The following is a 22,286-nucleotide window of genomic DNA, read 5'->3' as shown; positions in this document are numbered from 1 at the left end:
TTGGGACATGACCCGGCAGGATTTTTGCCTGCCGGGCAGCGTTGAGCCCGGACACATATAACCCGGCAATACGCACCTTTATGGTGCGTTATTTGCACCGTTTCTTTGTTTTATGCCGGAGAGCACCTGAGTGAATGATGCAACCCCACGCCCACAAGCGAAAATCCGCAAAGCGCTGACCCCGCTGCTTGAAATTCGCAATCTGACCAAGTCATTTGACGGTCAGCACGCCGTTGATGACGTCAATCTTACTATCTACAAAGGTGAAATATTTGCTCTGCTCGGCGCGTCCGGCTGTGGCAAATCGACTCTGCTACGGATGCTGGCGGGATTTGAACTGCCGACTACTGGGCAAATCATGCTTGATGGCGTCGATTTAGCGCATGTCCCGCCTTATCTGCGTCCGATTAATATGATGTTTCAGTCCTATGCTCTGTTTCCGCACATGACTGTCGAGCAGAACATTGCCTTTGGCCTCAAGCAGGACAAACTGCCGAAGGCTGAAATCGCCAGTCGGGTGAATGAGATGCTGGGACTCGTGCATATGCAGGAGTTCGCCAAACGCAAGCCGCATCAGCTTTCTGGCGGCCAGCGTCAGCGTGTGGCACTGGCGCGTAGTCTGGCGAAACGGCCAAAACTGCTGCTGCTGGATGAGCCGATGGGAGCGCTGGATAAAAAACTCCGAGACCGCATGCAACTGGAAGTGGTGGATATCCTTGAACGCGTCGGCGTGACCTGCGTGATGGTGACACACGATCAGGAAGAAGCCATGACGATGGCGGGCCGTATCGCGATCATGAACCGTGGCAAATTTGTCCAGATCGGCGAGCCGGAAGAGATCTACGAGCATCCGACTACGCGCTACAGCGCAGAGTTTATCGGTTCGGTAAACGTTTTTGAGGGACTGCTAAAAGAACGCCAGGAAGATGGTCTGGTGATTGAGTCTCCTGGACTGGTGCATCCGCTGAAAGTGGACGCCGATGCGTCTATTGTCGATAACGTCCCGGTATACGTTGCGCTGCGCCCGGAGAAAATCATGCTCTGCGAAGCCCCTCCGCCAGAGGGTTATAACTTCGCGGTAGGCGAAGTGGTACACATTGCCTATTTGGGCGATTTGTCGGTGTACCACGTACGTTTGAAAAGCGGCCAGATGTTGAGCGCCCAGCTACAAAATGAGCATCGTTATCGCAAGGGATTACCAACCTGGGGTGACGAAGTCCGTTTATGTTGGGATGCGGACAGCTGTGTGGTGTTGACGGTTTAAGGAGCGAAGATGAGTACACTTGAACCTCCGGCACGCGTGGATAAAGCAGGGCGATTCACGCTGTTTATGTCGCGGCTGCAAATGAAGCACGGGCGCAAGCTGGTGATCGCGCTGCCGTATGTGTGGCTGCTGCTCCTGTTTCTGCTGCCTTTTCTGATCGTCTTCAAAATCAGTTTGGCTGAAATGGCGCGCGCTATTCCTCCCTATACGGACCTCGTTTCATGGGCTGACGATCAGTTATCCATCACGCTCAATTTAGGCAATTTTTTGCAATTGACGGACGATCCGCTCTATTTCGATGCCTACATGCAATCGTTACAGGTGGCGGGAATTTCGACAATCTGTTGCCTGCTGCTGGGATACCCGCTGGCATGGGCCGTCGCGCACAGTAAACCCTCAACGCGTAATATTCTGCTGTTGCTGGTGATCCTACCGTCCTGGACCTCGTTTTTAATTCGCGTATATGCCTGGATGGGGATCCTAAAAAACAACGGCGTGCTGAACAACTTCCTGATGTGGTTGGGCGTCATCGACCAACCGTTGACGATTTTGCACACCAATCTGGCGGTCTACATCGGTATTGTTTACGCCTATTTGCCCTTTATGGTGCTGCCGATTTATACCGCGCTGACCCGTATCGATTACTCGCTGGTGGAAGCGGCGCTGGATTTAGGTGCCCGGCCGCTTAAGACCTTCTTTAGCGTGATTGTGCCGTTGACCAAGGGTGGGATTATCGCCGGGTCAATGCTGGTATTTATTCCGGCTGTTGGCGAGTTTGTGATCCCGGAACTGTTGGGCGGCCCGGATAGCATCATGATTGGTCGCGTGCTGTGGCAGGAATTTTTCAATAACCGCGACTGGCCGGTGGCTTCTGCTGTCGCCATTATTATGCTGCTGCTACTGATTGTGCCGATCATGTGGTTCCACAAATATCAGCAAAAAAGCGTGGGGGAACACGGATGAATAACTTACCGGTCGTTCGCTCGCCGTGGCGTATTTTTATCCTGGTAGTGGGCTTTACCTTCCTGTACGCGCCGATGCTGATGTTGGTTATCTATTCGTTTAACAGCTCGAAGCTGGTGACGGTCTGGGCGGGGTGGTCAACACGTTGGTATGGCGAGCTTTTTCACGATAGCGCGATGATAAGCGCCGTCGGCATGAGTTTAACGATTGCTGCGGGTGCTGCGACGATGGCGGCAATCCTTGGCACCATCGCCGCCGTGGTAATGGTGCGCTTTGGTCGTTTTCGTGGTTCGAATGGTTTCGCCTTTATGATCACCGCGCCGCTGGTCATGCCGGATGTTATTACCGGTTTGTCGCTGCTGCTGCTGTTTGTTGCGTTGGCTCACGCCATCGGCTGGCCAGCGGATCGCGGCATGCTGACCATATGGCTGGCGCACGTCACTTTCTGTACGGCGTACGTAGCGGTGGTGATTTCTTCACGTTTGCGCGAACTGGATCACTCCATTGAGGAAGCGGCGATGGATCTCGGCGCCACGCCGCTGAAGGTCTTTTTCGTCATCACCCTGCCGATGATTATGCCGGCCGTGATTTCCGGTTGGTTATTAGCCTTCACGCTGTCACTCGATGATCTGGTTATAGCCAGCTTTGTCTCTGGTCCTGGCGCCACAACGTTACCGATGCTGGTGTTCTCCAGCGTACGTATGGGGGTGAACCCGGAGATCAACGCCCTGGCGACGCTGATCCTTGGTGTGGTAGGAATTATCGGATTTATCGCGTGGTATCTGATGGCGCGAACAGAAAAACAACGGATCCGCGATATCCAACGTGCAAGACGCGGCTGAAAAAACTAAAATCTGCCAACCTGTCTATACGGCGCAGCTGTGGTGGCTGCGCCGTTTTCATGGAAGACGACGCGTTGGGATTTTTTAAGAAATCATCCACATCACATGCTCGCTTAAACGTCCCTGCTTTGGTGCAGGTGGCGGCGCTGGCTATTATCATGATCCGCTGTCTCGATCTGTTGATGATTTTTAATACGCTTGGGTTTCGTGGAACCAGTGAGTTTATTCATCGCAGTGTGCAGACCTGGAATTTGACGCTGGTGTTTCTGGGCAGTCTGGTGCTGCTATTTATCGAAATTTACTGCGCATTTTCGCTGGTAAAAGGACGGAACTGGGCGCGCTGGATCTATCTGTTGACCCAGATTATCGCCAGCGTCTATCTGTGGGCGGCTTCGCTGGGCTACGGATATCCCGAACTGTTCAGTATTGCGGGGGAGTCCAGACGCGAAATCCTGCATACTCTGGTAATGCAAAAACTGCCGGATATGCTGGTATTGCTGCTGCTGTTTGTTCCTGCGTCCAGCAGGCGGTTCTTCCGTTTGCAATAACGTGTATAATCTTGGCCCCCGGTTAATTTGTAGGTCTTTGTATGCAGTGCGCACTATATGACGCCGAACGCTGCCGCTCCTGTCAGTGGATAACACAGCCTGTCGCCGATCAACTCTTCGAAAAAACAGCCGATCTGCAGAATCTGCTGGCCGAGTATCCGGTCGGAGAATGGTGCGCGCCGGTCAGTGGTCCGGAAAGCGCGTTTCGTAATAAAGCCAAAATGGTAGTCAGCGGCAGCGTGGAAAAACCGCTTCTGGGAATGCTGCATCGTGACGGTACGCCTGAGGATTTGTGCGACTGTCCGCTCTATCCTGAGTCTTTTGCGCCCGTATTTGCCGCGCTTAAGCCGTTTATCGCTCGGGCGGGGCTGACGCCCTATAACGTGGCGCGCAAACGCGGGGAGCTGAAATATCTGCTGTTAACGGAAAGCCGATACGACGGCGGTATGATGCTGCGTTTTGTCCTGCGTTCTGACGCAAAACTGGCACAACTGCGCGCGGCACTACCCTGGTTGCAGGCACAACTCCCACAGTTAAAAGTGATCACTGCCAATATTCAGCCGGTGCATATGGCGATTATGGAAGGGGAGACAGAAATCTTCCTGACGGAACAACAGGCGCTGGCGGAACGCTTTAACGATGTACCGTTGTGGATCCGCCCGCAGAGTTTCTTCCAGACCAATCCGGTGGTAGCGGGGCAGTTATATGCCACGGCGCGTGACTGGGTGCGTCAGCTTCCGGTTAATCACATGTGGGATTTGTTTTGCGGCGTCGGGGGTTTTGGTCTGCACTGTGCTACACCGCAAATGAAACTGACGGGGATTGAAATCGCGCCAGAAGCGATTACCTGCGCGAAGCAGTCAGCGCAGGAGCTTGGGTTGCAGAATCTGCATTTTCAGGCGCTGGATTCAACCCAGTTTGCTACCGCTCAGGGTGAAGTACCTGACCTGGTGCTGGTGAATCCGCCGCGTCGCGGGATTGGAAAGCCGCTGTGCGATTTTCTCTCCCGCATGGCACCGCGTTATATCGTTTATTCCAGCTGTAATGCGCAAACCATGGCGAAGGATATTCGTGAGTTGCCCGGGTATCGCATTGAACGCGTCCAACTTTTCGATATGTTCCCACACACCGCGCACTATGAAGTGCTAACGCTGCTCAGCCGACAATAACTGCCATGCCTGATGGCGCTTCGCTTATCAGGCCTACGGAGATATGCAAGGCTGAAGCAATGTAGGCCGGATAAGGCGCTTGCGCCGCATCCGGCAAATGCAACATGCGAAAAAAAAGCCCGTACTTTCGTACGAGCTCTTCTTAAAATATGGCGGTGAGGGGGGGATTCGAACCCCCGATACGTTGCCGTATACACACTTTCCAGGCGTGCTCCTTCAGCCACTCGGACACCTCACCATATTGTATTGCTGCCTGACCGCTTGGGGGGCAACGGGGCGCTACTATAGGGAGTTGCGCTAAAACGGTCAAGCAGAATTTACGTGCTAACTCTCGTTTGGTTACGCAATATACATATTCCTCCGCCCAGGCAGGCGCGGAGGAAAGGATTAGCGCTGAGAGTCCAGTTTTTCGCCGCTGGTCACGACTTCCTGAGCTTTGCTGTAGCTTTCGATCAGCAACTGATAAGCCGGGAAGACTTTGGTATACACTTCCGCCCATTCGGCGGCGTCTTCACGGTTCCATGTGCCCTGAATTTCAGAAGCGACTGCGGCGGTATCCATCGGCACGACGCCAGCCTGAACAACACGAGCCAGGGTGATTTCCTGCGCCATTTTGCTGTAAGTACCGGAAGCGTCGATCACTGCGAAGACCTTATAGCCTTCCGCAACCGCGCTGATAGCCGGGAAAGCCATGCACACGCTGGTAATTGTACCGGCGATAATCAGCGTTTTACGACCCGTTGCTTTGACCGCTTTCACGAAGTCTTCATTATCCCAGGCGTTGATTTCGCCTTTACGCGCCACGTATTGGGCATGCGGCGCATTGGCGTGGATCTCAGGGATCAGCGGGCCGTTAGGTCCCTGCGGTACGGATGCCGTGGTAATCACCGGCATCTTCGCCAGAGTCGCCATTTTAGCCAGCGCGGCGGCACGCGCACGCAGTTCTGGCATTGGCATGTCGCCGACGGTCTGGAACAGCCCGCTCTGATGATCGATAAGCAGCATGACGGAATCATTCACATCGATGACCGGACGTGAACCATTAAAGTTTGCAGGACTGGACATATTCTTCTCCTTCGATTCAGATTTGGCCAAAGCGGCCGGAGTTAAAATCGCGTACGGCTTCAGCGATTTCTTGTTTCGTGTTCATTACAAATGGACCGTAACCTACAATCGGCTCGTTCAACGGTTCTCCAGAAAGCAGCAGCACGCTGGCGTCGCTGGAGGCTTCAATATGCAGCGTTTTCCCCTGCTGGCTCAGCACCACCAGTTGCGCTTCGCTGGCAGACGTAGTGCCGTTTACGGTGATATTCCCTTTCAATACCACCAGGGCAGTGCTCCATCCTTCCGGCTGGGACAACGTGAGCTGATGATTACGTTGCACACGCATATCCCAGACGTTCAGCGGCGAGAAGGTATGTGCCGGGCCTTTTGTATCCTGATAGCTGCCCGCAATCACACGAACGCTCCCTGCTTCATCAGGCAGGGCGACAGTGGGGATCACATCGCTGCTGATGCCCTGGTAACCCGGAACGGCCATTTTGTCTTTTGCTGGCAGATTGACCCACAGCTGTACCATTTCCAGTTCGCCACCCTGACGGGTAAATTCAGGTGAATGGAACTCTTCGTGTAATATTCCTGCTCCTGCGGTCATCCACTGCACGTCCCCGGGGCCGATAATGCCGCCGCGACCGGTTGAATCACGGTGTTCAACTTCGCCGCTGTAAACGATGGTCACCGTCTCAAAACCACGGTGAGGGTGTTCACCTACGCCGCGTTTTTCGTTACCCGGCGTAAACGTATGTGGACCGGCGTAATCCAGCAGCAGGAACGGACTTAGCTGCTCAGCATGAGACTGGTAAGAAAACATCGAGCGAACCGGAAATCCATCGCCAACCCAGTGTGGGCGAGGTGCGGTGTAGACGCCTGTTACTTGTTTCATATGTGTCTCCTCTGTGGCGTTATCTTGATGTGAATAAGCTTATATTCATGACAGCGAGCTGAGTAGTAGCTAAAATAGTCCTCACTGTCTCATGAATAGGACAATTAGATGACAAAGCCGGATCTCAATGATTTTGCATGGTTTGTACATGTTGTAGAGGAAGGGGGATTCGCGGCGGCGGGTCGGGCGCTTGATGAACCGAAATCAAAACTAAGCCGACGGATAGCGCAACTGGAAGAGACGCTGGGAGTTCGACTGATTCAGCGAACCACCCGCCAGTTTAACGTGACGGAAGTTGGGCAAACCTTTTACGAACACTGTAAGGCGATGCTGGTGGAAGCGCAGGCAGCGCAGGATGCGATTGCCGCGTTACAGGTTGAACCGCGTGGCGTGGTGAAGTTGACGTGTCCGGTCACGCTGCTGCATGTGCATATCGGGCCAATGCTTGCCCGTTTTATGGCGCGTTATCCTGACGTATCAGTGCAACTGGAGGCCACTAACCGCCGCGTGGACGTTGTTGGAGAGGGCCTGGACGTGGCGATTCGCGTCAGGCCCCGACCATTTGAGGATAGCGACCTGGTGATGCGTGTGCTGGCGGACAGGGGACATCGTTTGTATGCCAGCCCGCAGTTAATCGAGCAAATGGGAACGCTACATTCTCCGGCGGAGCTGACGCGTTGGCCTGGCCTGAGTCTGGCGACGGGTAAACATGTGCATCGTTGGGAGTTATTCGGGCCGCAGGGCGCACGTGCGGAGGTGCATTTCACGCCACGTATGATCACCACCGATATGCTGGCGTTACGTGAAGCCGCAGTTGCCGGTGTGGGGGTAGTTCAACTTCCACAGCTGATGGTAAAAGATCAAGTAGCTGCGGGTGAACTGGTGGCATTGCTCGACGGCTGGGAACCGAAGCGAGAAATAATTCACGCAGTCTTTCCATCACGCAGGGGATTATTGCCGTCAGTACGCACATTAGTGGATTTCTTAACGGAAGAATATGCGCGGATGATTGAGGATTAAATACCTGACCTTGGCCCACAAAAAAGGCCGGTTAAACCGACCTTTTATTATCTGGACGCCATTCGGGCGTTAAAAACAATCAGCGACTACGGAAGACAATGCGGCCTTTGCTCAGGTCGTACGGGGTCAGCTCAACAGTCACTTTGTCGCCCGTCAGGATGCGGATATAGTTTTTACGCATTTTACCGGAGATGTGTGCAGTAACCACGTGACCGTTTTCTAACTCTACGCGGAACATGGTATTAGGTAACGTATCGAGAACGGTACCCTGCATTTCAATATTGTCTTCTTTGGCCATCTAATCCTCTGGGGTATCACTACCGTAATTTGAACCGGCAAGATAATGCCGAAGTTCTTTTAATAAGTAAAGATTTGTGCGTTTAAAACACAGCAAATCGGGTTTGGCGCATTACTCTAACCACACACGGCAAAGCCGCACTTAAAGCGCAACGTGTAAGGGAACGAGGAGATAAACGATAGGCGTTGCCTGACGCGAACTGTTCCTTAACGGCGGCGGGGTAATGGGCTAAACCAACTCTGCGCGACAATTATAACACCCCGACAAAAAATGTGCCGAAAACATTCACCCCTGAGACGAAAATAACGTCCTGGGAACCCAGAAATGGCTCGGTAGCCGCTGCTGGCGCAGTCTGCTCAGGTATTCAAGGTACTCCCGACGTGGGGTTTCGACGGCGCCCAGCGAAGCTGTGTGGCTATTTAATACCTGGCAGTCGATTAATTTTCCGCCCTGACGGATAAATTCAGCGCAAAAAACAAGCAGTGCGGTTTTGGACGCATTTTCCTGACGGCTGAACATTGATTCGCCACAAAATAGCGTACCTTGCGCCACGCCATACATACCGCCCACTAATTCATTTTGTCGCCATACTTCAATGGAGTGCGCATGGCCCAGCTCGTGCAGGCGATGGTAGGCGTCCACTACATCATGCGTTATCCAGGTGCCTTCTTCCCGGTCGTTCGCGCAGCCTTCAATCACCTGACCGAACGCGTAATTGAGCGTCACGCGATAAGGTGAGTTTTTATGAAAACGTTTCATGCTGCGGCTGAGATGAAATTTCTCGGGCCAAAGAATGGCGCGTGGATCGGGCGACCACCAAAGGATGGGGTCGCCAGGTGAAAACCACGGGAAAATTCCGCGCTGGTAGGCCATTAACAGTCGAGCTGGACTGAGATCGCCGCCAAGCGCCAACAAACCGTTAGGCTCGCGTAAAGCGCCTTCCGGTGAAGGGAAGGCTATAGAATGGCGGGACAATTGCACCAGGCGCATGACAGCGAAACTCCACTACGCGAGTTTGATCGTTCAATAATAGCTTACAGACGTTGCTTAAACTGGTAATAACGCCCCTGCCGGGCTAACAAATCTGCGTGATTACCTTGCTCAATAATGTGTCCGTTGTCCATCACTATTATTTGATCAAAACGTGACAAGCCGCGCAGACGATGTGTCACCATCAGTACGGTTTTATCGCGCATGACATCGCCAATTAATTCAAGCATTTGGCTTTCTGTTGTGGCATCAAGCCCTTCGGTCGGTTCATCCAGCAGCATCAGTGGGGCATCGTGCAATAAGGCGCGGGCGATAGCCAGACGACGGAGTTCGCCGCCAGAAAGCTGACGACCGCCTTCGCCTAACCAGGCATTGAGTCCATCACCCTCTAGCAGTTTGTCCAGACCGACGCGGCACAGCATTGCGGATAATGTGTCATCACTGGCGTGCGGTGCTGCCAGCAGCAGGTTATCGCGAAGCGTCGCGCTGAACAGGTGCACGCGCTGTGGCACGACGCTGATGCTCTGGCGCAGCGTGGTTTCACTGAGGGCTGAAATCGGCTGCTCATTAATCAGAATTTCGCCGTGCTGCGGATCCCATGCGCGGGTCAGCAATTGTAGTAACGTTGACTTACCGCAGCCGGTGCGACCGAGAATCGCAATGTGTTCACCGGGCTGAGCCTGCAGCGAAAGGGTGTCGAGCGCTTTTTGTGTTTGCCCCGGATAGCTGAATGAAACATCGTGTAGCGTGAGAGTGACCTGCTCAGAAACTGGAGAACCGGCATCCGGGAAGGTGACTTCTGGCTGTTGTTCGGTCAGTTCGGTGATGCGCAGCGCAGAGGCAATAACCTGTCCGAGATGCTGAAACGCCCCGGTGACGGGTGCCAAAGCTTCAAACGCGGCCAGCGCACAGAAGACAAACAGCGCGATCAGTGCGCCAGGCTGGGTATTGCCACCCACGCCGCCGGAGGCCATCCATAACATCACAACCACTGCCAGTGCGCCGACTAACAGCATGACCGCCTGTGATAGCGCCGTTAATTCAGACTGACGTCGTTGGGCTTCGTGCCACTGCAACTCGGTGGCTTCCATTTGGGCGCGGTAACGTTCACTGGCGCCAAAGATGGTCAGTTCAGCCTGGCCCTGCAGCCAGGATGTTAACTGCTGACGATACTGCCCACGTAAATGCGTCAAGCTTTGCCCGGTGCTTTTACCTGCCTGATAAAAGAGTGGGGGCAGGATAAATAAGGTCAGCAGCATAATACCGCCGAGAGTGATAGCCAGCGTGAAATCGAGAACGCTTAGCCCCAGCGTGACCACCATGATGACGACAAAAGCACCCACAAGCGGGGAGAGCACGCGCAAATAGAGATGATCGAGCGTGTCGACATCTGCCACTACGCGGTTAAGCAATTCACCTTGTCCATAACGGGACAGGCCAGCAGGGGAGAGCGGCAGCAGTTTGCTGAAGGTATAAATACGCAAATGTTGCAGCACGCGGAACGTCGCGTCGTGGCTGACCAGCCGCTCGAAATAGCGGCCCGCGGTTCGGGTGATTGCCGCACCGCGTACCCCGGCAGCAGGGAGCATATAGTTAAAACTGTAAATTCCGGTGACACCCACCACAGCAGAAGCCGACAGGAACCAGCCGGAAAGCGTCAGCAAACCAATACTTGCCAGCAGTGTGACGATCGCCAGAACGATCCCCAGGGTTAACATCCATTTGTGACGTTTATACAGCGTCAGATAAGGTAGCAAAGCGCGCATTTAAATGTCCTCCTGACGATGTGCCAGTAATGTCGCAAACGCCCCGTTGGCTGCGCTAAGTTCGGCATAAGTGCCTTGTTCAACGATCTGTCCGTCCTGCATCACCCAGATAACGTCCCAGTCGGCAAGATCTTCAAGTTGGTGTGTCACCATCAGCGTGGTCTGGCGGCGTGACGCTGCTTTCAATGCCTGCATCACGCGTTGTTCGCTGTGTGCATCAAGGCTGGCGGCGGGCTCGTCAAGCAACAACAACTGGCATGGGTTGAGTAAGGCACGAGCCACGGCAACGCGCTGCGCTTGTCCGACAGAAAGTCGAGCAGCCTGATCGCCTACTGGTGTATCCACACCCTGTGGCAGAAGTGGTAAAAACTCACTGACCCAGGCGCTGTCGAGTGCGGCTTGCAGTTGTTCTTCGCTGGCATCGGGGCGAGCGAGCAGCACGTTATCGCGTAACGTGGCGGCAGGGAGCTGCGGGTTTTGTCCAACCCAGGACAGCTGTTTGCGCCAGCAATCAGGCGACAGGTCGCGCAGCTCAAAGCCGTTAATCCGCAGCGAACCCTGATAAGAGAGAAAACCGGACAGGACATTGAGCAACGAACTTTTGCCGGAGCCGCTGCGGCCAACCAGCACCGCGCGTTGGCCCGCTGGCAGGGTAAAGTTGAGCGGACCTGCAAGCACTTTACCTTCCGGCGAGGTGATGACCAGATCTTCTGCTTCAATTGAAACTGCGTCTTTTGTTGTCAGCTCAATATCGCCACGCTCAGGATGTGCAAGCGGGGTTTCCATGAAGGTTTTCAGACTGTCTGCTGCACCAACGGCTTGTGCTTTGGCGTGATAAAACGTGCCCAGATCGCGCAGGGGTTGGAAAAATTCCGGCGCCAGAATGAGCGCCAGGAAGCCAGCTGCCAATGTGACGCCAGTCCCGTAGTGGCCAAAATCGAGTTCACCGAGGTAGGAAAAACCGAAGTAAACCGCGACCAGTGCGATGGACAGGGAGGTAAAGAACTCAAGGACACCGGATGACAGAAACGCCAGGCGCAGGACTTCCATGGTGCGCTGGCGGAAATCCTGTGACGCTGCGCGGATGCTTTCTGTTTCAGCTTCACCGCGGCCAAAGATTCTTAGCGTCTCCATGCCCCGCAGGCGATCGAGAAAATGGCCGCTGAGGCGGGCAAGAGCCTGAAAGTTGCGGCGGTTAGCATCGGCTGCACCCATACCAACCATCGCCATAAACAACGGGATCAGCGGGGCAGTTCCAAGCAGAATAAGGGCGGCTACCCAGTTTGACGGGAATACCGCCGCCACGATCAATAAGGGGACGCATACAGCCAGCGCCATTTGCGGCAGATAACGTGCATAGTAATCATGCATGTCATCAATCTGTTCCAGGATTAGCGTAGCCCAGCTCCCGGCTGGTTTGCCTTGTATCCAGGCGGGACCTGCTTGTTGCAGACGGTCAAGCACCTGGCGGCGAATCTCAAAGCGGATATGTTGGCCAGCATGAAACCCGACGCGCTCGCGTAACCAGACGACCCATGCACGCAGGATGAAAATCAATACCAGCACAATGAAAGGGAGCAGAAGCGCCTCTCTGGGGATATTGTCCATGATCATATGGTCGAGAATTCGGGCCATGAGCCAGGCCTGAGCGACAATTAACAGGCCGCTCACGAACCCCAACAGGCGTGAAATGTTCAGCCATCGTTGGGAAATTACACTTTGCTGTTTTAACCAGCGGGTCAGCTCTTTTTGACGGGTTTTATTCATTGCACGCTTAGCAGGTGAGTTATTGGAATATTTGGGCAGGACAATGTTACAACGAGGCAAAAATAAAGGCGACTTATAGTCGCCTTTTTTACTTTTGTTACTGATTTGTAAAACTTATTTGCAAGCGTCTGCCAGACCGTCGAGATAACGCTCTGCGTCAAGCGCAGCCATACAACCGGTGCCTGCTGAAGTGATCGCCTGGCGATAAATATGGTCCATCACGTCACCGGCGGCGAATACACCCGGAATGCTGGTTTGGGTGGCGTTACCATGAATCCCGGACTGAACTTTGATGTAGCCATTTTCCAGTTCAAGCTGACCGTCAAAAATGGCGGTATTCGGGCTGTGGCCGATAGCGACAAACAACCCTGCAACGTCAAGTGACTCGACGTTGTCAGTGTTTTGCGTATCGCGCAGGCGCAGTCCGGTTACGCCCATTTGATCGCCGGTCACTTCTTCCAGTGTGCGGTGGGTATGCAGCACGATGTTGCCGTTTTCGACTTTATCCATCAAACGCTTGATCAGGATTTTCTCGGCGCGGAAGCTGTCGCGACGGTGAATCAAATGCACTTCAGATGCGATATTCGCCAGGTACAGCGCTTCTTCAACAGCGGTGTTGCCGCCGCCGATCACCGCAACTTTTTGGTTACGGTAGAAGAAACCGTCGCAGGTCGCGCAGGCGGAAACGCCACGGCCTTTGAAGGCTTCTTCTGAAGGCAGACCCAGGTAGCGTGCTGACGCACCGGTGGCGATGATCAGTGCGTCACAGGTGTATTCACCGCTGTCGCCGGTCAGACGGAAAGGGCGGTTTTGCAGATCAACTTTGCTGATATGATCAAAAATAATTTCAGTTTCAAATTTGGTCGCATGTTCGTGCATGCGTTCCATCAGCAATGGGCCTGTGAGATCGTGCGGATCGCCAGGCCAGTTCTCCACTTCTGTTGTTGTGGTCAACTGACCACCTTTTTCCATACCGGTAATCAGTACCGGTTGCAGGTTCGCGCGTGCAGCGTAGACCGCAGCGGTATACCCCGCAGGGCCAGAGCCCAGAATAAGAAGTTTACTGTGTTTGGTTGCGCCCATGAGATCCCCATAGTTGTTAGCAGGCAATGAGCAGGATTGTAGGGAATTTACAGGCGTAAAAAAAGAGTATGGCGATTTTGTTAACAATATGTGTAATAGCGGGAACCGATGAACGGCAGAATTAGTCGTAATACTATAACGATTTCTACTTAAAATCGGTCAGTTATAAGGTGATAAAATGACGATTTTCCATCACTGCGAATGAATAACTGGCATGTTGTACTAAAAATCGATGTTTTGCTTTGACAATCCCCTGCTGTTTTGCGAAAACATTCAAGGAAGAAAAAAACTGTGTCATGTATGTGCTGCATAATCATGCATGTAGATACCATGTTTACCGTGTTAGCGAAATCTACGCATGGTGTGGACAGATGCCATTCGTGATGTCGATAGCCGCCGACAGGCAACGGTCTTCTCACCATAAACCCAGACATTGCGAACCGAAAATCCCTCTGGGTTGCGGTTTATTTTGATGGGTAGCGACTCTGAACAGTGATGTTGGTAGAGTCAGGCAGGAGTAGGGAAGGAATACAGAGAGACAATAATAATGGTAGATAGTAAGAAGCGCCCTGGCAAAGATCTCGACCGTATCGATCGTAACATTCTTAATGAGCTGCAAAAGGATGGGCGTATTTCTAACGTCGAGCTTTCTAAACGTGTGGGACTTTCACCAACGCCCTGCCTTGAGCGTGTGCGTCGGTTGGAAAGACAGGGTTTTATTCAGGGCTATACAGCGCTGTTAAACCCGCATTATCTGGATGCATCACTTCTGGTTTTTGTTGAGATTACTCTGAATCGTGGCGCCCCGGATGTGTTTGAACAATTTAACTCTGCAGTACAAAAACTTGAAGAAATTCAAGAGTGTCATTTGGTTTCCGGTGATTTCGACTATTTGCTGAAAACACGCGTACCGGATATGTCGGCATACCGTAAGCTGTTGGGGGAAACCCTGCTGCGTCTGCCTGGCGTGAATGACACACGTACTTATGTAGTAATGGAAGAAGTCAAACAGAGCAATCGTCTGGTAATTAAGACGCGCTAACACGGAACAGGTGCAAAATCGACGCAGTTTGATTACACTCCTGTTAATCCATACAGCAACAGTGCCGGGGCAACCCGGTGCTGTTGTCCGTTTTAGCATCGGGCAGGAAAAGCCCGAAACCTGGAGAGCCGTTTTTGAGCCAGGAATACACTGAAGACAAAGACGTCACATTGACGAAGTTAAGCAGCGGGCGCCGACTTCTGGAAGCGCTACTGATCCTTATTGCCCTTTTTGCCGTCTGGTTGATGGCTGCCTTACTCAGCTTTAACCCTTCGGATCCCAGTTGGTCGCAAACCGCGTGGCATGAGCCTATCCATAATCTGGGTGGAATACCTGGAGCATGGCTGGCGGATACGCTGTTCTTTATTTTTGGCGTCATGGCCTACACCATCCCCGTCATCATTGTCGGTGGCTGCTGGTTTGCCTGGCGACATCAGGCCAGCGACGAATACGTCGATTATTTTGCCGTCTCGCTGCGCATTATTGGCGTTCTAGCGCTGATTCTCACTTCCTGCGGGCTGGCCGCAATTAACGCCGATGACATCTGGTATTTCGCCTCTGGCGGCGTGATCGGCAGTCTGCTCAGCACCACGCTACAACCATTGCTGCACAGCAGCGGCGGCACGCTGACGTTGTTGTGCATTTGGGCAGCGGGATTAACACTGTTCACCGGTTGGTCATGGGTGAGCATTGCGGAAAAACTGGGCGGCTGGTTACTCAATATCCTGACGTTTGCCAGCAACCGTACCCGCCGCGACGATACCTGGGTCGATGACGAAGAATATGAAGACGAAGAAGAGTCTGTCGACGCCGCTGATGGCAAACCCCATGAATCGCGCCGAGCTCGTATCCTGCGCGGTGCGTTAGCGCGCCGTAAACGTCTGGCGGAGAAATTTACCAACCCGCTTGGTCGTCATACCGATGCGGCGCTGTTTTCCGGCAAACGCATGGATGATGAAGACGAAATTGAATACAGCGCCCGTGGCGTGGTTGCCGATCCTAATGATGTGCTGTTTTCCGGTAATCGCGCGACGCTGCCTGAATATGACGAACTTGATCCACTGCTTAACGGCCACTCGGTGACCGAGCCTGTGGCTGCAGCAGCTGCAGCTACAACAGCCGCTCAGGCCTGGAGCGCACCGGTCGATCCGTTACTGCAAACGTCACCCGTGACCAACACTGTTATGGAGCAACCGGTCCCAACTGTGGCCTGGCAACCCGTGCCTGGCCCGCAAACCGGTGATGCCGCGATTGCACCAGCGCCTGAAGGTTATCCGCAGCCAGCCCAGTACGCGCAACCTCCGGTGCAGCAGCCTTATGAGCCATGGCAACAACCGGTTGTGGAGCAGAGTCCGCAGCCGCAATATTACGCACAGCAGCCCGTTGAACCTGTTTATACGCAGCCTGTCGCGCCGCAGCCGGAACCTGTTTATCAGCCGGAGCCCGTGCTGCAACCTGTCTATCAACAGGATCCGACCTCTCAACAGAACGCCGCATTCCAGCAGCCTGGTTATCAGCCGGAGCCTGTGCAGCAACCTGTTTATCAGCAGGATCCAACTTTTCAACAGAGCACTACGTTCCAGCAGCCTGTGGTTGAACAACCAACAGTGGTGGAACCTGAGCCGGTGGTTGAAGAAGTTAAACCGACTCGTCCGCCGCTCTATTACTTTGAAGAAGTCGAAGAGAAACGTGCGCGTGAGCGTGAGCAACTGGCCGCATGGTATCAACCGATCCCAGAACCTGCTCAGGAGCCTGAGCGTGTTAAGCCGTCTACGCCATCTATGCCGACGCCTGCATCCATACCACCCGTTGAGTCTGTTGCTGCCGTTGCACCGCTGGCCGCTGGCGTAAAAAGCGCCGCGTTAGGGGCAGGTGCCGCTGCCGCAGCACCTGTCTTTAGCCTTGCAGGCAGCGGTACGCCGCGTCCGCAGGTGAAAGAGGGCATTGGCCCGCAGTTGCCGCGTCCGAATCGTGTGCGCGTGCCTACTCGTCGTGAACTGGCTTCATATGGCATAAAACTGCCGTCACAGCGTATGGCTGAAGAGAAAGCGCGCGAAGAGCAGCTTGATACAGATGCGTACAGTGACGATGAAATGGATGCAATGCAGCAGGACGAGCTGGCACGTCAGTTCGCTCAGTCGCAGCAGCATCGTTATGGCGAAGAGTATCAGGACGATACCCACCAGACTGATGACGAAGATTCAGCCGCAGAAGCGGAGCTTGCTCGCCAGTTTGCGTCTTCTCAGCAGCAGCGTTATTCCGGTGAACAGCCTGCCGGAGCGAATCCATTCTCCCTCGATGACTTTGAATTTTCGCCAATGAAAACGCTGGTGGATGAGGGGCCGCATGAGCCGCTGTTTACGCCTGGCGTAATGCCGGAGCCCGCGCCGCAGTACCAGGAACCAGTTGCGCCGCAGCAGCATTATCAACAGCCAACGCAGCCTGTTACACCGCAGCAGCACTACCAGCAACCGGTGCAGCCAGTTGCATCGCAGCAGCATTATCAGCAGCCAGCGCAGCCTGCTACACCGCCGCCGCAGGATAGTCTTATCCATCCGCTGCTGATGCGTAATGGGGATAGTCGTCCGGCGCACCGTCCAAGCACGCCGCTGCCATCGTTAGATCTGCTCACGCCGCCGCCGAGCGAAGTTGAGCCGATAGATACGTTCGCACTGGAACAAATGGCACGTCTGGTGGAAGCGCGTCTGGCGGATTTCCGCATTAAAGCCGATGTGGTGAACTATTCTCCTGGCCCGGTGATTACCCGCTTTGAGCTTAATCTGGCTCCAGGGGTTAAAGCAGCGCGTATTTCTAACCTATCACGAGATCTGGCGCGTTCATTGTCGACCGCGGCGGTACGTGTGGTCGAGGTCATTCCAGGCAAACCGTATGTCGGACTGGAGTTACCGAACAAAAAACGTCAAACCGTCTATCTGCGAGAAGTGCTGGATAACGCTAAATTCCGTGATAACTCATCTCCGCTGACTGTGGTGCTGGGCAAAGATATTGCGGGCGAACCGGTGGTGGCCGATCTGGCTAAAATGCCGCACCTGCTGGTGGCAGGGACAACCGGTTCCGGTAAGTCTGTTGGGGTGAACGCCATGATCCTCAGCATGCTGTACAAAGCGCAGCCGGAAGACGTTCGCTTTATCATGATTGACCCGAAAATGCTGGAACTTTCTGTTTATGAAGGTATTCCACATCTGCTGACTGAAGTTGTGACCGACATGAAAGATGCCGCCAATGCCTTGCGTTGGAGCGTCAATGAAATGGAACGTCGCTACAAACTGATGTCGGCGCTTGGCGTGCGTAACCTTGCCGGTTATAACGATAAGATTGCTGAAGCCGCCCGTATGGGACGTCCGATTCCAGACCCATACTGGAAGCCGGGCGACAGCATGGATGTTCAGCATCCGGTGCTGGAAAAACTGCCGTATATCGTGGTGTTGGTGGATGAATTCGCTGACCTGATGATGACCGTTGGCAAAAAGGTGGAAGAACTAATCGCTCGTCTGGCGCAAAAAGCGCGTGCGGCGGGTATCCACCTGGTGCTGGCAACCCAGCGACCGTCAGTTGACGTTATCACTGGTCTGATTAAAGCGAACATCCCGACGCGTATCGCCTTTACAGTGTCCAGTAAAATTGACTCGCGTACCATCCTTGACCAGGGCGGCGCGGAATCGCTGTTGGGTATGGGTGACATGCTTTATTCTGCACCAAACTCGACGATCCCTGTACGTGTACACGGCGCCTTTGTACGCGATGAAGAAGTTCACGCGGTGGTGCAGGACTGGAAAGCGCGCGGCCGTCCACAATACGTTGATGGCATTACCTCTGACAGCGAAAGCGAAGGCGGCGGTGGCGGCTTTGATGGTGGCGAAGAACTGGATCCGCTGTTCGATCAGGCGGTGAACTTTGTTACTCAGAAACGCAAAGCCTCAATCTCCGGCGTCCAGCGTCAGTTCCGTATCGGTTACAACCGAGCGGCGCGCATCATCGAACAGATGGAAGCGCAGGGAATAGTCAGCGAACAAGGGCATAATGGTAATCGTGAAGTGCTGGCTCCGCCGCCCTTCGAATGATTGCAAAGTTAAGTAATTCAGTATTTTCTACTTTCCTCATGCTGATTTTTGGCCTGAAATGGATAGCAGAGGGATCTCCCCGTTGGGAGTGACGTATTTTGAGGAATAACGATGAAAAGAATCGCAATCACCTGTGCATTACTGTCTAGCTTTGTGGTGAGCAGCGTCTGGGCTGACGCTGCCAGCGACCTGAAAAGCCGTCTGGATAAAGTCAGCAGCTTCCATGCCAGCTTTACTCAGAAGGTCACGGACGGTAGCGGCGCGGCGGTGCAGGAGGGTCAGGGCGACTTATGGGTTAAACGCCCTAATCTTTTTAACTGGCATATGACGCAGCCTGACGAGAGCATCCTGGTTTCCGATGGTAAAACGCTGTGGTTCTTTAACCCGTTTGTTGAGCAGGCGACTGCGACCTGGTTGAAAGACGCTACGGGCAACACGCCGTTTATGCTGATTGCACGTAACCAGGCCAGCGACTGGCAACAGTACAACATTAAGCAAAACGGCGATGATTTCGTGCTGACGCCAAAAACCAGCAGCGGTAACCTGAAGCAGTTTACTATCAATGTTGGGCGGGACGGGACGATCCATCAGTTCAGTGCCGTTGAGCAAGACGATCAGCGCAGCAGCTATCAGCTGAAATCTCAGCAGAATGGTGCGATTGAACCTTCGAAATTCACCTTTACCCCGCCGCAAGGTGTAACGGTTGACGATCAACGTAAGTAGAGGCGTGTGAGTGAGCAATCTGTCGCTCGACTTTTCTGATAATACCTTTCAGCCACTGGCCGCACGTATGCGGCCAGAAAATTTAGCGCAGTACATCGGCCAGCAGCATCTGCTGGCTGCGGGTAAACCCTTGCCGCGTGCCATCGAGGCCGGGCACCTGCACTCTATGATTTTATGGGGTCCGCCGGGGACGGGGAAAACCACGCTAGCCGAAGTTATTGCCCGTTACGCTAACGCCGATGTTGAACGAATTTCGGCGGTCACGTCTGGTGTAAAAGAAATTCGTGAAGCGATTGAGCGGGCGCGTCAGAATCGTAACGCGGGTCGACGTACGATCCTGTTCGTGGACGAAGTTCACCGTTTTAATAAAAGCCAACAGGATGCGTTTTTACCGCATATTGAAGACGGTACCATCACGTTTATTGGCGCCACCACTGAAAATCCCTCGTTTGAACTGAACTCGGCACTGTTGTCGCGGGCGCGTGTTTATTTACTGAAATCGTTAACCACCGACGATATTGAACAGGTGCTGGACCAGGCGATGTCAGATAATGCCCGTGGTTACGGTGGTCAGGATATCGTACTGCCACCAGAGACGCGTCGGGCGATTGCCGAACTGGTGAATGGCGACGCGCGCCGAGCGCTGAATACGCTGGAAATGATGGCCGATATGGCCGAAGTTGATGATTCCGGTAAGCGCGTATTGAAACCAGAATTGCTCACTGAAATTGCCGGTGAACGCAGCGCACGCTTCGATAATAAAGGCGATCGTTTTTACGATCTCATCTCCGCATTACACAAATCGGTTCGCGGCAGCGCCCCGGATGCGGCGCTTTATTGGTATGCGCGCATCATTAGTGCAGGCGGTGACCCGCTGTATGTTGCCCGTCGCTGTCTGGCTATTGCCTCTGAAGATGTCGGCAATGCCGACCCTCGCGCCATGCAGGTGGCAATTTCCGCATGGGACTGCTTTACCCGCGTGGGACCCGCGGAAGGTGAACGAGCGATTGCTCAGGCGATTGTTTATCTGGCCTGCGCGCCGAAAAGTAATGCGGTTTACACCGCCTTCAAAGCCGCGCTGGCTGATGCCCGCGAACGTCCGGATTACGAGGTGCCGGTCCACCTGCGCAATGCGCCAACTAAGCTGATGAAAGAAATGGGCTATGGTCAGGAGTATCGTTACGCCCATGATGAACCAAATGCCTATGCCGCCGGAGAAGAGTACTTCCCGCAGGAAATGGCACAAACGCGCTATTATCACCCCACAAACAGAGGTCTTGAAGGCAAGATTGGCGAAAAGCTCGCCTGGCTCGCCGGACAGGATCAAAATAGCCCTATAAAACGCTACCGTTAGTGTTATCGTTGCGGTAATGTTGTCTCTGTATCCCTGTGACCGCAGGCTGTGGTCACTTTCTCCTATTTTAATTCGATAAGCACAGGATAAGCATGCTCGATCCCAATCTGCTGCGTAATGAGCCAGACGCAGTCGCAGAAAAACTGGCAAGCCGGGGCTTTAAGCTGGATGTAGATAAGCTGCGCGCTCTTGAAGAGCGTCGTAAAGTTCTGCAGGTACAAACTGAAAACCTGCAGGCAGAGCGTAACTCTCGATCGAAATCCATCGGCCAGGCAAAAGCGCGCGGGGAAGATATCGAGTCTTTACGTCTGGAAGTGAACAAACTGGGCGAAGAGCTGGATGCCGCGAAAGCTGAACTTGATACCTTACAGGCCGAGATCCGCGACATTGCGCTGACCATTCCTAACCTGCCAGCGGATGACGTTCCGGTGGGTAAAGATGAAAATGACAACGTTGAAGTCAGCCGTTGGGGGACGCCGCGTGAGTTTGATTTCGAAGTGCGCGATCACGTTACCCTGGGTGAAATGCACACGGGTCTTGATTTTGCCGCTGCGGTTAAGCTGACCGGCTCTCGTTTCGTCGTGATGAAAGGGCAGATCGCGCGCATGCACCGTGCGCTGTCTCAGTTCATGCTGGATCTGCATACCGAACAGCATGGTTACAGCGAAAACTACGTTCCGTATCTGGTTAACCATGACACGCTGTACGGAACAGGGCAACTGCCGAAATTTGCTGGCGATCTGTTCCACACCCGTCCTCTGGATGAAGAAGCTGACAGCAGCAACTATGCGCTGATTCCAACGGCAGAAGTTCCGCTGACCAACCTGGTTCGCGACGAAATCATTGACGAAGATGCGCTGCCGATCAAAATGACCGCGCATACGCCGTGCTTCCGTTCTGAAGCAGGTTCTTACGGTCGTGATACCCGTGGTCTGATCCGTATGCACCAGTTCGATAAAGTTGAAATGGTGCAGATCGTTCGCCCAGAAGACTCTATGGACGCGCTGGAAGAGATGACCGGCCATGCCGAGAAGGTTCTTCAGCTGCTGGGCCTGCCGTACCGTAAGATCGTCCTGTGCACAGGCGACATGGGCTTCGGCGCATGCAAAACGTACGATCTGGAAGTGTGGATCCCGGCGCAGAACACCTATCGCGAAATCTCCTCTTGCTCTAACGTGTGGGATTTCCAGGCTCGTCGTATGCAGGCGCGTTGCCGCAGCAAATCCGACAAAAAGACCCGTTTAGTACATACGCTGAACGGTTCTGGTCTGGCGGTTGGACGTACGCTGGTTGCGGTGATGGAAAACTATCAGCAGGCTGATGGCCGTATTCAGGTTCCGGAAGTGTTACGTCCGTACATGAATGGCCTGGAGTTTATCGGCTAAGCTACCTTTCTTTGCTAAAAAAGCGCCTCAGGGCGCTTTTTTTATGCC

18 protein-coding genes and 1 tRNA gene are annotated in these 22,286 nt (G+C 53.7%); 11 read left to right on the top strand and 8 right to left on the bottom strand.

What is annotated here, in order from left to right; translation table 11 throughout:
* The first annotated feature begins 130 nt into the window (after positions 1 to 130).
* From potG to rlmC, 5 genes are read left to right on the top strand one after another with little or no spacing between them, the layout of a single operon-like run.
* A complete protein-coding gene (gene potG / locus OGX96_RS21600) occupies positions 131 to 1,264 on the top strand; it encodes a putrescine ABC transporter ATP-binding subunit PotG (protein ID WP_008784245.1) in 1,134 nt (377 codons plus the stop codon).
* Between the two features lie 9 nt (positions 1,265 to 1,273).
* Positions 1,274 to 2,227, top strand: a complete 954-nt coding sequence (gene potH, locus OGX96_RS21595) for a putrescine ABC transporter permease PotH (protein ID WP_071445005.1) — start codon at positions 1,274 to 1,276, stop codon at positions 2,225 to 2,227.
* Positions 2,224 to 3,069: a putrescine ABC transporter permease PotI gene (potI, locus tag OGX96_RS21590; protein WP_008784246.1), complete on the top strand. Its 846-nt coding sequence runs from the start codon at positions 2,224 to 2,226 to the stop codon at positions 3,067 to 3,069. The genes potH and potI overlap by 4 nt, the downstream gene beginning before the upstream one ends.
* 59 nt (positions 3,070 to 3,128) lie before the next feature.
* Complete coding sequence (locus tag OGX96_RS21585; RefSeq protein WP_003035378.1) at positions 3,129 to 3,617, top strand: YbjO family protein; 489 nt, start codon at positions 3,129 to 3,131, stop codon at positions 3,615 to 3,617.
* Between the two features lie 41 nt (positions 3,618 to 3,658).
* The gene (rlmC, locus tag OGX96_RS21580) at positions 3,659 to 4,786 is read left to right on the top strand and encodes a 23S rRNA (uracil(747)-C(5))-methyltransferase RlmC (protein WP_048214585.1); all 1,128 of its coding nucleotides are present in this window, start codon (positions 3,659 to 3,661) and stop codon (positions 4,784 to 4,786) included.
* 150 nt (positions 4,787 to 4,936) lie between these two features.
* Here rlmC and OGX96_RS21575 read toward each other — a convergent pair.
* From OGX96_RS21575 to OGX96_RS21565, 3 genes are all read right to left on the bottom strand, one after another.
* Positions 4,937 to 5,024 (bottom strand) — tRNA-Ser (locus tag OGX96_RS21575).
* A 149-nt stretch (positions 5,025 to 5,173) separates the two neighbouring features.
* Positions 5,174 to 5,851 (bottom strand): isochorismatase family protein, encoded by a 678-nt coding sequence (locus tag OGX96_RS21570; protein ID WP_003831673.1) that lies wholly within the window; start codon positions 5,849 to 5,851, stop codon positions 5,174 to 5,176.
* Between the two features lie 16 nt (positions 5,852 to 5,867).
* Positions 5,868 to 6,728, bottom strand: a complete 861-nt coding sequence (locus OGX96_RS21565; protein WP_008784250.1) for a pirin family protein — start codon at positions 6,726 to 6,728, stop codon at positions 5,868 to 5,870.
* Positions 6,729 to 6,836: 108 nt separating this feature from the next.
* Here OGX96_RS21565 and OGX96_RS21560 point away from each other — a divergent pair, with 108 nt between their 5' ends.
* Positions 6,837 to 7,748: a LysR family transcriptional regulator gene (locus tag OGX96_RS21560; RefSeq protein ID WP_003831675.1), complete on the top strand. Its 912-nt coding sequence runs from the start codon at positions 6,837 to 6,839 to the stop codon at positions 7,746 to 7,748.
* Between the two features lie 79 nt (positions 7,749 to 7,827).
* Here the strand turns inward: OGX96_RS21560 and infA are convergent, their stop codons facing one another.
* From infA to trxB, 5 genes are all read right to left on the bottom strand, one after another.
* Positions 7,828 to 8,046 (bottom strand): translation initiation factor IF-1, encoded by a 219-nt coding sequence (infA, locus tag OGX96_RS21555; RefSeq protein ID WP_002211347.1) that lies wholly within the window; start codon positions 8,044 to 8,046, stop codon positions 7,828 to 7,830.
* Between the two features lie 285 nt (positions 8,047 to 8,331).
* Positions 8,332 to 9,036 (bottom strand): leucyl/phenylalanyl-tRNA--protein transferase, encoded by a 705-nt coding sequence (gene aat / locus OGX96_RS21545; protein WP_191226224.1) that lies wholly within the window; start codon positions 9,034 to 9,036, stop codon positions 8,332 to 8,334.
* A 44-nt stretch (positions 9,037 to 9,080) separates the two neighbouring features.
* Positions 9,081 to 10,802: a heme ABC transporter ATP-binding protein/permease CydC gene (gene cydC / locus OGX96_RS21540; protein ID WP_128611538.1), complete on the bottom strand. Its 1,722-nt coding sequence runs from the start codon at positions 10,800 to 10,802 to the stop codon at positions 9,081 to 9,083.
* A complete protein-coding gene (gene cydD, locus OGX96_RS21535; RefSeq protein WP_003831887.1) occupies positions 10,803 to 12,569 on the bottom strand; it encodes a heme ABC transporter permease/ATP-binding protein CydD in 1,767 nt (588 codons plus the stop codon). It abuts the gene before it with no gap.
* A gap of 114 nt (positions 12,570 to 12,683) precedes the next feature.
* Complete coding sequence (gene trxB, locus OGX96_RS21530) at positions 12,684 to 13,652, bottom strand: thioredoxin-disulfide reductase (protein ID WP_003831889.1); 969 nt, start codon at positions 13,650 to 13,652, stop codon at positions 12,684 to 12,686.
* Positions 13,653 to 14,199: 547 nt separating this feature from the next.
* Here trxB and lrp point away from each other — a divergent pair.
* The 5 genes from lrp to serS all read left to right on the top strand — a co-directional run bounded on the left by lrp (position 14,200) and on the right by serS (position 22,238).
* Positions 14,200 to 14,694, top strand: coding sequence for a leucine-responsive transcriptional regulator Lrp (lrp, locus tag OGX96_RS21525; RefSeq protein ID WP_002439523.1), 495 nt, complete (start codon positions 14,200 to 14,202; stop codon positions 14,692 to 14,694).
* A gap of 134 nt (positions 14,695 to 14,828) precedes the next feature.
* Positions 14,829 to 18,776 carry a DNA translocase FtsK gene (locus OGX96_RS21520; protein ID WP_198801941.1) on the top strand — a complete coding sequence of 1,316 codons (3,948 nt, stop codon included), beginning with the start codon at positions 14,829 to 14,831 and terminating at the stop codon, positions 18,774 to 18,776.
* A 111-nt stretch (positions 18,777 to 18,887) separates the two neighbouring features.
* Positions 18,888 to 19,499, top strand: coding sequence for an outer membrane lipoprotein periplasmic chaperone LolA (gene lolA / locus OGX96_RS21515; protein WP_003831898.1), 612 nt, complete (start codon positions 18,888 to 18,890; stop codon positions 19,497 to 19,499).
* 10 nt (positions 19,500 to 19,509) lie between these two features.
* Complete coding sequence (gene rarA / locus OGX96_RS21510; protein WP_286584190.1) at positions 19,510 to 20,853, top strand: replication-associated recombination protein RarA; 1,344 nt, start codon at positions 19,510 to 19,512, stop codon at positions 20,851 to 20,853.
* A gap of 92 nt (positions 20,854 to 20,945) precedes the next feature.
* Positions 20,946 to 22,238: a serine--tRNA ligase gene (gene serS / locus OGX96_RS21505; protein WP_048214580.1), complete on the top strand. Its 1,293-nt coding sequence runs from the start codon at positions 20,946 to 20,948 to the stop codon at positions 22,236 to 22,238.
* Positions 22,239 to 22,286: the final 48 nt, after the last annotated feature.

The organism is Citrobacter sp. Cpo100 (assembly GCF_030332595.1).
GTDB lineage: Bacteria > Pseudomonadota > Gammaproteobacteria > Enterobacterales > Enterobacteriaceae > Citrobacter > Citrobacter portucalensis.
Note: the sequence above shows the minus strand (reverse complement) of the source record. Positions and strands in the feature narration are given on the sequence as shown.

Excerpts from the sequence above, each read along its gene's own strand:
- potH (WP_071445005.1), top strand. The coding sequence starts at position 1,274 with ATGAGTACACTTGAACCTCCGGCACGCGTGGATAAAGCAGGGCGATTC.
- potI (WP_008784246.1), top strand. The coding sequence starts at position 2,224 with ATGAATAACTTACCGGTCGTTCGCTCGCCGTGGCGTATTTTTATCCTG.
- OGX96_RS21585 (WP_003035378.1), top strand. The coding sequence starts at position 3,129 with ATGGAAGACGACGCGTTGGGATTTTTTAAGAAATCATCCACATCACAT.
- rlmC (WP_048214585.1), top strand. The coding sequence starts at position 3,659 with ATGCAGTGCGCACTATATGACGCCGAACGCTGCCGCTCCTGTCAGTGG.
- OGX96_RS21570 (WP_003831673.1), bottom strand. The coding sequence starts at position 5,851 with ATGTCCAGTCCTGCAAACTTTAATGGTTCACGTCCGGTCATCGATGTG.
- OGX96_RS21565 (WP_008784250.1), bottom strand. The coding sequence starts at position 6,728 with ATGAAACAAGTAACAGGCGTCTACACCGCACCTCGCCCACACTGGGTT.
- OGX96_RS21560 (WP_003831675.1), top strand. The coding sequence starts at position 6,837 with ATGACAAAGCCGGATCTCAATGATTTTGCATGGTTTGTACATGTTGTA.
- infA (WP_002211347.1), bottom strand. The coding sequence starts at position 8,046 with ATGGCCAAAGAAGACAATATTGAAATGCAGGGTACCGTTCTCGATACG.
- aat (WP_191226224.1), bottom strand. The coding sequence starts at position 9,036 with ATGCGCCTGGTGCAATTGTCCCGCCATTCTATAGCCTTCCCTTCACCG.
- cydC (WP_128611538.1), bottom strand. The coding sequence starts at position 10,802 with ATGCGCGCTTTGCTACCTTATCTGACGCTGTATAAACGTCACAAATGG.
- cydD (WP_003831887.1), bottom strand. The coding sequence starts at position 12,569 with ATGAATAAAACCCGTCAAAAAGAGCTGACCCGCTGGTTAAAACAGCAA.
- trxB (WP_003831889.1), bottom strand. The coding sequence starts at position 13,652 with ATGGGCGCAACCAAACACAGTAAACTTCTTATTCTGGGCTCTGGCCCT.
- lrp (WP_002439523.1), top strand. The coding sequence starts at position 14,200 with ATGGTAGATAGTAAGAAGCGCCCTGGCAAAGATCTCGACCGTATCGAT.
- lolA (WP_003831898.1), top strand. The coding sequence starts at position 18,888 with ATGAAAAGAATCGCAATCACCTGTGCATTACTGTCTAGCTTTGTGGTG.
- serS (WP_048214580.1), top strand. The coding sequence starts at position 20,946 with ATGCTCGATCCCAATCTGCTGCGTAATGAGCCAGACGCAGTCGCAGAA.